The following is an 11,770-nucleotide window of genomic DNA, read 5'->3' as shown; positions in this document are numbered from 1 at the left end:
ATTAACGGCCCTAAGCGAGATCAGCGATATTTCTGCACCAGGTTCATCATCATTGCAATGTGGGCCGGGTCGTCATTCAGAGCAGGAATATATTCATATTTGGTGCCGCCTGCTTCGAGGAACACTTCGCGGTTTTGTACCGCCATTTCTTCGAGCGTTTCCAGGCAGTCAGCAGAAAAACCAGGACACATAACCTGAATATGTTTTATCCCTTTCTCAGGCAACATTTTCAGGGTTTCGTCGGTATAAGGCATCAGCCATGGCTCACGACCAAAACGCGACTGGTAAGTCATCATCACTTTTTCTGGCGGCAGTTCGAGGGCTGAAAGTAATTCGCGGGTGGTGTCGCGGCAACGCTGCGGGTAATCGTCCCCTTCGTTGGCATAACGCTGGGGAATGCCGTGGTAGGAAAGGAGCAACAAATCTGGCTCGCCGTGCTTTGCAAAAGATTCTCTGACCGATGCCACCAGCGCGTTGATATAAGACTCATCATCAGCATAATCGCGAATCAGGGAAATCGACGGTAGCGAGCGATAGTCGGCAAAAATGCGCCCTAATTCATCCCAAACCGCGGCGACCGTCGAGCAAGAAAATTGCGGATACAGCGGCAGCACCACGATGTGATCGACGTGATGCGACATCAACTCTTCCACCGCACTTTTCAGCGACGGCGTGCCATAACTCATACCGAGTGCGACGGGGACATCTGGCAATTGCGCGGCAAGTGCAACCTGCTGACGACGGCTATAAACCAGCAGCGGCGAGCCTTCATCCATCCATACTGACTGATAAAGTTTGGCAACACGTGAAGAACGCAGCGGTAAAATCACGCCGCGCAGCAGCGGCCACCAGAGTAAACGTGGAGTATCGACAACGCGCTTATCGCTGAGAAACTGGCGTAAATAGCGCTTCACCGCAGCGGGAGTCGGTGCATCAGGCGTACCCAGGTTTGCCAGTAAAATACCCACTTTTTCCTGATTCATTTCCGCTCCTTATCAACAAATTACTGATAATTGTAACGTAAAAGCGGCGCAGGAGAACCGATTACAGCGAAAGGGCAAAATTTGGGTAAAAAAATACCAGGAACAAGCCCTGGTATTTTTATCTCAGCAACGAATTAGCCGAGGATTTTAGCCAGCTCTGCGCTCACTTCGGTCACTTTACGGGTGCCGTCGATTTTCACGTATTTGGTGTTACCGGCTTCAGCTTCTTTGCTGTAGTAGGAGATCAGCGGAGCGGTCATCTGATGGTATTCCACCAGGCGCTTACGCACAGTCTCTTCCTGATCGTCTTTACGGGTAGTCAGCTCTTCGCCTGTTGCGTCGTCTTTACCTTCCACTTTTGGTGGATTGAAGGTGACGTGATAAACGCGGCCAGATGGCGCATGTACGCGACGACCAACGATACGCTCAACAATCAGTTCGTCAGGTACTGCGAATTCCAGAACCACATCTACATTGATGCCCGCTTCTTTCATGGCATCAGCTTGTGGAATAGTGCGTGGGAAACCATCAAGCAGGAAACCGTTGCGGCAATCTTCCTGGGTAATACGTTCTTTAACCAGAGCGATAACCAGTTCATCTGTAACCAGTTTACCGGCATCCATGATGTCTTTTGCTTGTTTGCCCAGCTCTGAGCCAGATTTCACTGCAGCACGCAGCATGTCGCCAGTGGAGATTTGCGGAATGCCATATTTCTCCATGATGAACTGAGCCTGAGTTCCTTTACCTGCGCCCGGAGCGCCAAGCAGAATAATACGCATTGCGTAATTCCCCATTCGTTTGGATTTTTGATTATTTAAAGCAGAGGCGATGACCTTACCATTAAAGGCGTATTCACCTCAAGAATAGCGGGGCTTGTGAGCGCTGTTAGTTGATTGGAAATGCCCTCACCCCGGCCCTCTCCCTCAGGAGAGGGGAAAACCAGAGTGAGGGGTAAATATTACGAAACTAACAGCTGATTCATACGACGGATAAACTGGTTTGGATCTTCCAGCGTACCGCGTTCAGCCAACAGTGCCTGGTCGAGCAGTAATTCGACCCACTCGCCGAACTGCGCTTCGTCCTGGGTATCCGCGACGCGTTTCACCAGCCCGTGATCCGGGTTCAGCTCAAAAATGTACTTCACTTCCGGCACTTCCTGGCCCGCAGCGGCAAACAATTTCGCCATTTGCGTGCTCATGTCGTTGCTGTCGGTGGTGACGATGGCTGGTGTGTCGGTCAGACGGTGCGTCAGACGCACTTCTTTCACGCGCTCACCGAGCAAGGTTTTCACGCGGTCAACAAACGGCTCAAGGGCTTTTTCAGCTTCTTTCGCTTCTGGTGTTTCTTCGTCGGCCATTTTTTCCAGCGACTCGTCAGTTTTGCTGACTGACTGGAACATTTTGCCGTCGAATTCGGTCAGATAGCTCATCATCCACTCGTCGATGCGGTCAGAAAGCAGCAACACTTCGATGCCTTTCTTACGCAGCAATTCCAGATGCGGGCTGCTCTTCGCGGCGGCGTAGCTGTCGGCAGTGATGTAGTAAATCTTCTCCTGCCCTTCTTTCATGCGCGACACGTACTCTTCCAGCGAAACGGTTTGCGCCGAAGTGTCCGTGTGAGTTGAAGCAAAGCGCAGCAGTTTAGCAATAGCTTCCTGGTTTGCGTTGTCTTCAGCAGGGCCTTCTTTCAGCACCAGGCCGAAGTTTTTCCAGAAGGTCTGGTATTTTTCGCTGTCGTCTTTCGCCAGTTTTTCCAGCATCTGCAATACGCGTTTAGTCAGCGCACTACGCAGGTTTTGCGTCACACGGCTGTCTTGCAGAATTTCACGCGACACGTTCAGCGGCAGGTCGTTGGAATCTATCAGACCGCGCACGAAACGCAGGTAGTTCGGCATAAACTGTTCAGCGTCATCCATGATGAACACGCGCTGCACGTACAGCTTCAGGCCGTGTTTATGGTCACGGTTCCACATGTCCCACGGTGCCTGAGACGGGATGTACAACAGGCTGGTGTACTCTTGCTTCCCTTCCACGCGGTTATGGCTATAAGTCAGCGGGTCGGTGAAGTCATGCGCCACATGTTTGTAGAACTCGTTGTATTCTTCGTCTTTAATTTCAGACTTGCTACGGGTCCACAGCGCCTGGGCTTTGTTGATTTTTTCCCAACCGATGATGGTTTCGCCGTCTTTTTCTTCGCGGGTTTCGATCTCAACCGGCAAGGCGATGTGGTCAGAGTATTTGCTGATGGTCGAACGCACGCGCCAGTCATCTAAGAACTCATCTTCACCTTCGCGCAGATGCAGGGTAATTTCAGTCCCGCGATCGGCTTTGGTGATGTCTGCAACGGTATATTCGCCCGCGCCTTCAGATTCCCAGAACACCGCTTGATCAGCAGGAACGCCTGCCGCACGGGTGCGCACGGTGACTTTATCCGCCACGATGAATGCCGAGTAGAAACCCACACCGAACTGGCCGATAAGCTGGCTATCTTTCGCCTGGTCAGAACCCATGGATTCGAGGAACGCTTTGGTACCCGATTTTGCAATCGTCCCGAGGTGATCGATCGCTTCGTCGCGCGTCATACCGATGCCGTTGTCGGCAATGGTCAAAGTGCGTTTTTCTTTATCAAAAGAGACACGCACGCGCAGCTCGCCGTCACCTTCATACAGGTCTGCCTGAGACAATGCGCGGAAGCGCAATTTGTCTGCCGCATCAGAGGCGTTGGAGATCAGCTCACGCAGGAAAATTTCTTTATTTGAGTAGAGGGAGTGGATCATCAGGTGCAGAAGTTGTTTCACTTCAGACTGGAAGCCACGAGTCTCTTGTCCTTTCATGGTCATTGATACCTCAACAAAATCAAAATACGCAGGGGTTTAAAACGTTGAGGGTGATATGAGGACAGAAAAGAGGGTTTTCAAGCGGGAAGTATAAGAAACTCCCCGCAAGTGGTTAGAAATTAATCTTGTGACGCCCTGCCAGAGAATGCGACAAAGTCGTGCCATCGACCATTTCCAGCTCGCCGCCGACCGGCACACCGTGCGCGATACGGCTGGCATCAACACCATATTGCCCGCAAAGTTCGGCGATATAGTTTGCAGTGGCTTCGCCTTCTACTGTCGGGTTGGTGGCGAGGATCAGCTCTTTGATGGTTTCGGTTTCCAGGCGTTGCTCAAGCCTGTCGAGACCAATGTCCTGCGGGCCAATTCCGTCAAGCGGAGAAAGATGGCCCATCAGCACAAAATAGCGGCCGGAAAACTGGCCTGTCGCTTCAATGGCGTGAATATCCGCGGGCGTTTCTACCACGCAAATTTGGCCGTTTTCCTGGCGGCGAGGGTTGGCGCAAATGGCGCAAACTTCTTGTTCGGTAAAAGTACGGCAATCAGAACAATGGCCAATTTCTGACATCGCACGAGTTAATGCTTGAGCAAGACGCATGCCACCACTGCGGTCACGTTGCAAAAGCGCGAACGCCATACGTTGGGCAGACTTTGGGCCGACGCCTGGCAGGCAGCGCAGGGATTCCATAAGGGTGGTAAGTAAAGGACTGGTTTGCATCGCTCAGACTTCTGAAAAAAGAGTGGACCATAGCCTAACATTAGCCCCGCGCGAGGGCATAGGAAAAGATATTCCCCCTGCGCGATGTCTCGCAAAGGGGGAAATTATTTAACCGCGCTGCGAGTCCAGTTGCTCTTGATTCGTCACCACATCTTGTGCTTTCTGGTAGCTTTCCATCAGCAAACCGTACTCAATAAATACGCCGCCCCACAGGTTTGCCCATTCCATTGCATCATCCCGATTCCAGGTGTGCTGGATTTCAGCCACGACGGCTGCGGTATCCATTGGCACGACACCGGCCTGAACGACACGCGCCAACGTCACTTCCTGCGCCATTTTGGAGTAGGTGCCAGAGGCATCAATCACCGCGAAGACTTTGAAGCCTTCTGCCACCGCACTTATCGCCGGGAAAGCCATGCATACGCTGGTCACTGTACCGGCAATAATCAAGGTTTTGCGCCCTGTGGCTTTGACTGCTGCCACGAAATCAGGGTTGTCCCAGGCGTTAATTTCGCCTTTACGTGGGACGTACTGAGCGTGTGGAGCGTACTGGTGAATCTCAGGAATCAGCGGGCCGTTCGGGCCTTGCGGCACAAAAGCGGTGGTGATAACCGGAATATTGGCCAGCGTGGCGATTTTAGCCAACACGGTTGCATGGGTGCGTAAAGTTGGCATCGGCATGTCGTGCACCAGTTGGAAAAGACCGCTCTGGTGGTCGATAAGCAGCATTACCGCGTCGTTTGCATCAATTGTAGGGATTTGTCCGTTAAAGTTTGCAGGTGTCATGTTCAGATCCTCTTAGGGTTCAATCATCGTGTTGAAAAAACGGCTACCAAAACGGTAGCCGCTTAGGTTAGTTAAACTTTCTGGCCAAATTTGCCCTGGTTAAAGTCATCAATGGCCTCTTTGATTTCTTCACGGGTGTTCATGACAAACGGCCCGTATCCCACCACTGGCTCGTTCAGCGGCTCACCGCTCAACACCAGCACAACCGCATCGGTATTGGCTTCAAGCGTGACGGTTTCGCCTTTGGCATCCAGCACCACCAATTGCGCCTCACGAGCCACCTCCAGTCCGTTGACCAGCACGGTGCCTTTGAGCACCACCAGTGCAGTGTTCCAGCCGTCTGGCAGCGTTAAATGCGTGGTACTTTGTGCATTCAGGCGCATATCCAGCACACGCAATGGAGAAAACGTGCGTGCCGGGCCTTTTGCGCCATCCATTTCACCGGCGATAACTCGCACCTGGCCTGCGTTGTCTGGCAGCGTCACGACCGGAATATCCGCGTCGGTAATCGACTGATAGTTCGGCGGTGTTGACTTGTCTTTGGCTGGCAAATTGACCCACAGCTGAACCATTTCAAGCCGACCGCCCTTCTCGCTGAAAGCCGGTGAGTGGAACTCTTCATGCAAAATGCCACTACCTGCCGTCATCCACTGCACGTCGCCGGGGCCAATCACCCCACCGCTACCGGTGGAATCGCGGTGAGCCACTTCGCCTTTGTAGACGATGGTGACGGTTTCAAAACCGCGATGCGGGTGGACATCAACACCGCGCTGGCCTTTGTTGCTCGGTTTAAAATCAGCCGGGCCTGCGTAGTCCAGCAGCAAGAACGGACTGAGCTGTTTTTCAAATTTTGAATAAGAAAACAGTGAGCGAACCGGGAATCCATCGCCCACCCAGTGGGACGCTGGTGCTGAATAAACGCCAAGAATTGATTTCATCGTTATCTCCATTGAGTGTCGATTTCTGTTGAGATAAAGCTTACTCATAAGACGAATTCCCCGGTAGACTCTGAAAATGAACTCAGCGTTCCATATATAGGACAATGGCAATGCAAGATCTCAACGACCTGTGGTATTTCGTGCAAGTGGTAGATAACGGAGGGTTTTCTCCGGCAAGCCGCGTTATTGGTATTCCGAAATCACGCTTGAGTCGCCGTATCGCGCTACTGGAAGAAAGTCTGGAGACCCGTCTGATTCAGCGTTCAACGCGCAGCTTTACCGTGACGGAGGCCGGGCAGATTTTTTATCGTCATTGCAAGGCGATGATTATTGAAGCCGAGGCCGCACAGGAAGCGATTAACACGCTGCGTGCCGAACCTCGCGGGCTGATTCGCCTGACCTGCCCGATTACGCTGCTGCATGTGCATATCGGCGACATGCTGGCGCGATTTATGACGCTGTATCCGCAGGTCACCGTGCAACTCGAAGAAACTAACCGCCAGGTTGATGTGCTAAATGAAAACGTCGATTTAGCGGTGCGGGTGCGCCCATTGCCACTCGACGATAGCGATCTGGTGATGCGTAAACTGGCGGATCGCGGGATGTGCCTGGTTGCCAGCCCTGAACTGGTGGCGCGTTTTTCAAAACCTCAGTCCCCTGCCGATCTTCAGCACTGGCCGAGCCTTGCGCTGTCAAAACCGCAGCAAGTTTACCGCTGGTGCCTGTTTGGCCCTGATAATCAGGAAGTGACGCTGCACCATAAACCGCGCTTTGTGACCACCGATATGATTGCGCTGAGAGCGGCGGCTCTGGCGGGTGTGGGGATTGTTCAGTTACCGATGTTGATGCTTAACAAACAGATTGCCGACGGGAGTCTGGTGCGACTGTTACCGGAGTGGCGAGCAAGGCGAGAGGTGATTCATCTGGTGTTTCCTTCCCGGCGCGGTCAGTTACCGGCGGTCAGGGCGCTGATTGATTTTCTGGTGGAGAGTTATGCGGCGTTCGAGGAGGAGTGAGAACGCGAAACGCCCTCACCCCAGCCCTCTCCCGCAGGAGAGGGAGAAAAACAAAATCAGAATGGCATTTTGAAGCCTGGTGGCAACTGCATCCCGCTGGAAACGCCAGCCATTTTCTCTTTCTGCGCTTCGCCAATACGACGAGCGGCATCGTTGAAGGCTGCAGCAACCAGGTCTTCAACCATTTCTTTGTCGTCTTCCATCAGGCTTGGATCGATTTCGACACGACGGCAGTTGTGAGCACCGTTGATGGTGACTTTAACCAGACCCGCGCCAGATTCGCCTGTGACTTCCATTTGGGCGATTTCTTCCTGAACCTGGGCCATTTTTTCCTGCATCTGCTGGGCTTGCTTCATGATGTTGCCCAGACCGCCTTTTCCAAACATAGTCTTCTCTCTTTTGCTCGGGCCGACTAACCGCAGAGTACGATTATCGGCTATCAGGGTTTACAACAAACCGGGTGAGCCGGTTTGTCAAATTGGTCGAATACTGTCTTCATCCAGTTCCGCATCAAAGAAACGACGCAGCGTCTGGATGTTGTTGTCAGCACTCATTGATTCCCGTGCCTGCGCCAGCTTCTCTTCGTAGATGGCCTGACGCCACTCCAGCGGGGTGCGTTGTGCGAGATTATCATCTTCAATAATAGTCAGCTCAACTGTTTCGCCACTAAAATCACTCATCGCATCGGCCAGCGTTTTCATAGCCGATGGCGAATTGAGGTGACGTAACGCCGGGCGCAGATGCAGACAAACGCGGTTGCCGTCCTGTTCTTTCCAGGCATTTAGCGCCAGTTGTTGCACTAACTTCGGCAACACAAGTTGGCTAATTTCAGCTGCCCAACCGTCGCGTTCTATGGCTTCGAGTGCCAGTTTCTGCGCAAGTTCCGGGGTTTTCTCATGCTCGAGCGCCCGCTTCAATGCTTTTGGTGTCGCGACCGGTTCTTCGACGACATCAGAAACGTTCTGCGATACCCAGCGATAAGCCTCTGGCTTCGGCGCGGGTTTTTCTTCAACTGTTGCGGGCCGGGACTGAATGCGCTCGGTGACCGAGGCTAAACGTTCCAGTGCGGTATTCTTCGCCGGCCGCGCTACATTTTGCGCTGCCGGCTCATTCTTTTTTGCTTTGTTGGCTCCCTGCTGGCGCATTAGCTGTGTTCGCGCTTGCAGCACCTGACTTGTGGTGTCTGGCAGCGTCGTTTCACTTTGCCGTGGCGGCGGGGCCGATGTTTGTTGGCGTACCGGAACAGGGTTTATCACCGGAATACTCGGTGCCTGTCGCGGTTGTTCAGGTTCGGGTAAAGGTTTGCGCGGATGGAACGCCAGCGCACGCAGCAACGTCATTTCAATGCCCATGCGGCGATCAGGTGCCCAGGACAACTCTTTGCGCCCAATCAGCAAAGTCTGGTAATAAAGCTGCACTTCGGCAGGCGGCACAACGCGAGCCAGCTCACGCATACGTTGTTCAATGGCAGCCATGTCTGTGCCTAACGCGGCAGGTGAAAGCTGAACCATCGCCACGCGATGCAGCAGACTCAGCATTTCCACCAGCAGTGCTTCCCACTCAACACCCCGCCCGGCGGCATCATTCAGCAAGCTCATGACGCGCTCGCCATCGGCATGAATCATCGCTTCAATTAACGACAGCGCCTGGTCATCGTCGAGCGTGCCGAGCATCGCGCTCACCGCGGCGGTGGTCACATGCCCGTCACCGCTGGCAATGGCCTGGTCGGTGAGGCTTAACGCATCACGCAGGCTGCCATCTGCGGCACGGGAGAGCAATTGTAGCGCACGCGTTTCACATGGGATTTTCTCTTCGCCAAGAATATGTTCCAACTGATGGCGGATTTGTTCGACATCCAGCGCTTTCAGGTGGAATTGCAGGCAGCGAGAAAGAATAGTGACCGGCAGCTTTTGCGGATCGGTAGTCGCCAGCAAGAATTTAACGTGTGATGGCGGCTCTTCCAGCGTCTTCAACAAGGCGTTGAAACTGTGGCGGGAGAGCATGTGCACTTCATCGATGAGATAGACTTTAAAGCGGCCACGCGCCGGGGCGTACTGAACGTTGTCCAGCAAATCACGGGTGTCTTCTACTTTGGTGCGCGAAGCGGCGTCAATTTCAATCAGGTCAACAAAGCGACCTTGTTCTATTTCACGGCAGTTATCGCACACGCCGCAAGGAGTGGCAGTAATGCCGGTTTCGCAATTTAACCCTTTCGCCAGCAAGCGAGCGATGGAGGTTTTCCCCACGCCGCGCGTCCCGGAAAAGAGATAAGCGTGGTGGATTCGGCCCATGGATAAGCCATTAGCCAGCGCAGTCAGAACGTGTTGCTGGCCGACAACATCAGCAAAAGTTTGTGGCCGCCATTTGCGGGCTAAGACCTGGTAGCTCATACGAGATAGGCTCTACATCGCGGGTGTGAATTCAGGGGGTAATGCTAACATAAGCCTCACCCATCGGGCGAGGCTTCTATACCCATCATCCTTCAAGCTGCAGGTGTGTTGGCTGCATACGCTCATCCCAGTCACTTACTCAAGTAAGCTCCATGGGATTCTCGTCCTTGCCGCCTACCTGCAACTCGAATGCTAACGGGTATAGTTTGGGGAATATGGAGGCTGAACTTAGTGGCCAGGGAACAGTACGAGGCTGTAGCTTTTCACGCCCATTTTTTCCAGGCGCTGCTCACCACCAATATCAAACAGATTGATGATAAACGCCGCGTCAGTCACTTCCCCACCCAAACGGCGGATAAGTTTGACGGTTGCTTCAATGGTGCCGCCGGTTGCCAGTAAGTCATCGACCACCAGAACTTTGTCGCCAGGCTGGATTGCATCAACGTGGATTTCCAGTTGATCGGTGCCGTATTCCAGCTCGTAGTTTTCAGCGATAGTTTCGCGTGGCAGTTTACCAGGCTTACGAACCGGCACGAAGCCGACACCTAATTCCAGCGCAACCGGTGCACCAAACAAGAAGCCACGCGCTTCAGTACCCACCACTTTGGTGATACCGGCGTCTTTAAAGCGTGAAACTAATAATTCAATGCTGGTGGCGTAGGCTTTCGGATCTTCAAGCAAGCTGGTAACGTCACGGAATAAGATCCCAGGTTTTGGATAGTCTGGAATGCTTTTGATGCTGTTTTTCAGATATTCAAGCTGCTGCGCAGTCGCGGTCATAATTAATGCCTGCTAAAAACATGATTCTAACAAAGCACGAGACTGCTTATTAATCAGTCATACCGTGCTCGAAAACGGTCGAATTTACTGGCTGGCACCAACAATTGCAACCACCGCAAATGCGGTTTATGGCTTTTGTTGCTTTTCGTCAATTACCGGCATGCGCCACATAAAGAACAGCAGCGCACACATCATCAACAATAATAGTAGCCTGACCCAAAGAATGTTGACCAGGTAAAGGGATACCGCAAAAGTTAACACGATGAAAATCAATGCCCTGGGTTTTGCTCCCGGCGGCAGTGCACGATGATTTTGCCAATGGCGGATATAACTGCCAAACCATGAGCGATACAATAGCCAGTGGTGGAAACGCGGCGATGAACGAGCGAAGCACCAGGCCGCCAGCAGTAGAAATGGGGTTGTGGGAAGTAAAGGCAAGACAACACCCAACGTCGCAAGGACTACCGCCAGCCAACCAATGATGATTAATATTGTCCGTTTCATTCAGTATTCCATCGATAACCTGGCGCTTAAACACGTACACCACTGGAGAGTCATTTTGTGAAAACCGCTTCGCTGTTACAAGCTTTGAATACTCGCGTCGCGGAACTCGCGCAAGCCATAGCGCCCGTCTCATTACAACGCGCCTCGCAAGCCCGTTTCGATAGTAAGCTGTTTTCGACCCACAGCACGCAACTTAAAGATTATCTCAGCGAAGTTCAGGCAAATCTTGAACAGTTACAGCTTAGCGTGAAAGTGGGCCGAACGGAGCAAGTTGCCTATCTTGCTGAAAAACTGGTGGCGCAAATCGCTGCGTTACAGCGTGAACTGGCGACCGTCAAAATGCGAAAAAACGATCCGCAACCCGTGGTTGCCGAGAATTTATATGAAAAGCTCTCGACGCATCAGGATTACGAACGTCGTATCCAGATTATGATTAGCGATCGCGAAAGCCAGCTTTCGTTGCAGGCAACGCTTGCCGGACAGCAAAAACTCCAGAAGGAATTGGCCGCGCTCGAGGGGCGTTTGCAGCGCTGCCGTCAGGCACTGACTCGTATAGAGCGTGCCATCGAAAGGCGAGAGCGTGGGCTAAGCTAATACCCAAAATACACATTAACGAGACTAACGATATGTCGCTGGATAACGCACCAGAAGAAGTCAAACTTGCGGTCGATTTGATTATGCTGCTGGAACAACATGAAATCCCGACGGAAACCGCGCTCGCAGCACTTGAGATTGTCCGTCAGGATTTTTTGCGTAAGCGGGAAGAACAAAAAGAAAACGGTGGATAAGCGTAAGCGTTATCCACCCTACAAAAGCTTT

13 protein-coding genes and 1 other annotated feature are annotated in these 11,770 nt (G+C 52.6%); of the genes, 3 read left to right on the top strand and 10 right to left on the bottom strand.

The genetic code is table 11. The annotated features are described in order from the left end of the window. Positions 1 to 20: 20 nt before the first annotated feature. The 6 genes from hemH to GBAG_RS04315 all read right to left on the bottom strand — a co-directional run bounded on the left by hemH (position 21) and on the right by GBAG_RS04315 (position 6,261). Positions 21 to 983 carry a ferrochelatase gene (gene hemH / locus GBAG_RS04340; protein ID WP_034493759.1) on the bottom strand — a complete coding sequence of 321 codons (963 nt, stop codon included), beginning with the start codon at positions 981 to 983 and terminating at the stop codon, positions 21 to 23. 134 nt (positions 984 to 1,117) lie between these two features. Further along, on the bottom strand, positions 1,118 to 1,762 hold the full coding sequence (gene adk, locus GBAG_RS04335) for an adenylate kinase (RefSeq protein ID WP_034458097.1): 645 nt from the start codon (positions 1,760 to 1,762) through the stop codon (positions 1,118 to 1,120). Positions 1,763 to 1,941: 179 nt separating this feature from the next. Next, complete coding sequence (gene htpG, locus GBAG_RS04330) at positions 1,942 to 3,816, bottom strand: molecular chaperone HtpG (protein ID WP_034493839.1); 1,875 nt, start codon at positions 3,814 to 3,816, stop codon at positions 1,942 to 1,944. 115 nt (positions 3,817 to 3,931) lie between these two features. Continuing rightward, positions 3,932 to 4,537 (bottom strand): recombination mediator RecR, encoded by a 606-nt coding sequence (gene recR, locus GBAG_RS04325; protein ID WP_034493758.1) that lies wholly within the window; start codon positions 4,535 to 4,537, stop codon positions 3,932 to 3,934. Between the two features lie 108 nt (positions 4,538 to 4,645). Continuing rightward, a complete protein-coding gene (locus GBAG_RS04320; protein WP_034493757.1) occupies positions 4,646 to 5,323 on the bottom strand; it encodes an isochorismatase family protein in 678 nt (225 codons plus the stop codon). A 71-nt stretch (positions 5,324 to 5,394) separates the two neighbouring features. Beyond that, on the bottom strand, positions 5,395 to 6,261 hold the full coding sequence (locus GBAG_RS04315; protein WP_034493756.1) for a pirin family protein: 867 nt from the start codon (positions 6,259 to 6,261) through the stop codon (positions 5,395 to 5,397). Positions 6,262 to 6,371: 110 nt separating this feature from the next. Between GBAG_RS04315 and GBAG_RS04310 the strand changes: the two genes are divergently transcribed. After that, entirely contained in the window at positions 6,372 to 7,277 is a 906-nt protein-coding gene (locus tag GBAG_RS04310) for a LysR family transcriptional regulator (protein ID WP_034493755.1), read from the top strand. A 56-nt stretch (positions 7,278 to 7,333) separates the two neighbouring features. Here the strand turns inward: GBAG_RS04310 and GBAG_RS04305 are convergent, their stop codons facing one another. The 4 genes from GBAG_RS04305 to GBAG_RS04290 form a co-directional block, all read right to left on the bottom strand. Further along, positions 7,334 to 7,663, bottom strand: coding sequence for a YbaB/EbfC family nucleoid-associated protein (locus GBAG_RS04305; protein WP_034458087.1), 330 nt, complete (start codon positions 7,661 to 7,663; stop codon positions 7,334 to 7,336). An 87-nt stretch (positions 7,664 to 7,750) separates the two neighbouring features. Continuing rightward, positions 7,751 to 9,667: a DNA polymerase III subunit gamma/tau gene (dnaX, locus tag GBAG_RS04300; RefSeq protein ID WP_034493754.1), complete on the bottom strand. Its 1,917-nt coding sequence runs from the start codon at positions 9,665 to 9,667 to the stop codon at positions 7,751 to 7,753. Continuing rightward, positions 8,351 to 8,415 (bottom strand) — a sequence feature (DnaX frameshifting element). (Overlaps the previous gene by 65 nt.) 228 nt (positions 9,668 to 9,895) lie before the next feature. Then, the gene (gene apt, locus GBAG_RS04295) at positions 9,896 to 10,447 is read right to left on the bottom strand and encodes an adenine phosphoribosyltransferase (RefSeq protein ID WP_034493753.1); all 552 of its coding nucleotides are present in this window, start codon (positions 10,445 to 10,447) and stop codon (positions 9,896 to 9,898) included. 126 nt (positions 10,448 to 10,573) lie between these two features. After that, positions 10,574 to 10,951 carry a DUF454 family protein gene (locus GBAG_RS04290; RefSeq protein ID WP_034493752.1) on the bottom strand — a complete coding sequence of 126 codons (378 nt, stop codon included), beginning with the start codon at positions 10,949 to 10,951 and terminating at the stop codon, positions 10,574 to 10,576. Positions 10,952 to 11,008: 57 nt separating this feature from the next. Here GBAG_RS04290 and priC point away from each other — a divergent pair, with 57 nt between their 5' ends. Together priC and rsmS are read left to right on the top strand one after the other, a co-directional pair. After that, positions 11,009 to 11,545 (top strand): primosomal replication protein PriC, encoded by a 537-nt coding sequence (priC, locus tag GBAG_RS04285; protein WP_034493750.1) that lies wholly within the window; start codon positions 11,009 to 11,011, stop codon positions 11,543 to 11,545. Between the two features lie 32 nt (positions 11,546 to 11,577). Then, on the top strand, positions 11,578 to 11,739 hold the full coding sequence (gene rsmS / locus GBAG_RS21985) for a pleiotropic regulatory protein RsmS (protein WP_072011137.1): 162 nt from the start codon (positions 11,578 to 11,580) through the stop codon (positions 11,737 to 11,739). Positions 11,740 to 11,770: the final 31 nt, after the last annotated feature.

Source organism: Buttiauxella agrestis ATCC 33320 (assembly GCF_000735355.1).
In the GTDB taxonomy this organism is placed as follows: Bacteria; Pseudomonadota; Gammaproteobacteria; order Enterobacterales; family Enterobacteriaceae; genus Buttiauxella; species Buttiauxella agrestis.
Note: the sequence above shows the minus strand (reverse complement) of the source record. Positions and strands in the feature narration are given on the sequence as shown.

Coding starts and splice junctions, on each gene's coding strand:
- htpG (WP_034493839.1), bottom strand. CDS start 3,816: ATGAAAGGACAAGAGACTCGTGGCTTCCAGTCTGAAGTGAAACAACTT.
- GBAG_RS04290 (WP_034493752.1), bottom strand. CDS start 10,951: ATGAAACGGACAATATTAATCATCATTGGTTGGCTGGCGGTAGTCCTT.
- GBAG_RS04315 (WP_034493756.1), bottom strand. CDS start 6,261: ATGAAATCAATTCTTGGCGTTTATTCAGCACCAGCGTCCCACTGGGTG.
- dnaX (WP_034493754.1), bottom strand. CDS start 9,667: ATGAGCTACCAGGTCTTAGCCCGCAAATGGCGGCCACAAACTTTTGCT.
- rsmS (WP_072011137.1), top strand. CDS start 11,578: ATGTCGCTGGATAACGCACCAGAAGAAGTCAAACTTGCGGTCGATTTG.
- GBAG_RS04305 (WP_034458087.1), bottom strand. CDS start 7,663: ATGTTTGGAAAAGGCGGTCTGGGCAACATCATGAAGCAAGCCCAGCAG.
- adk (WP_034458097.1), bottom strand. CDS start 1,762: ATGCGTATTATTCTGCTTGGCGCTCCGGGCGCAGGTAAAGGAACTCAG.
- recR (WP_034493758.1), bottom strand. CDS start 4,537: ATGCAAACCAGTCCTTTACTTACCACCCTTATGGAATCCCTGCGCTGC.
- hemH (WP_034493759.1), bottom strand. CDS start 983: ATGAATCAGGAAAAAGTGGGTATTTTACTGGCAAACCTGGGTACGCCT.
- GBAG_RS04310 (WP_034493755.1), top strand. CDS start 6,372: ATGCAAGATCTCAACGACCTGTGGTATTTCGTGCAAGTGGTAGATAAC.
- apt (WP_034493753.1), bottom strand. CDS start 10,447: ATGACCGCGACTGCGCAGCAGCTTGAATATCTGAAAAACAGCATCAAA.
- GBAG_RS04320 (WP_034493757.1), bottom strand. CDS start 5,323: ATGACACCTGCAAACTTTAACGGACAAATCCCTACAATTGATGCAAAC.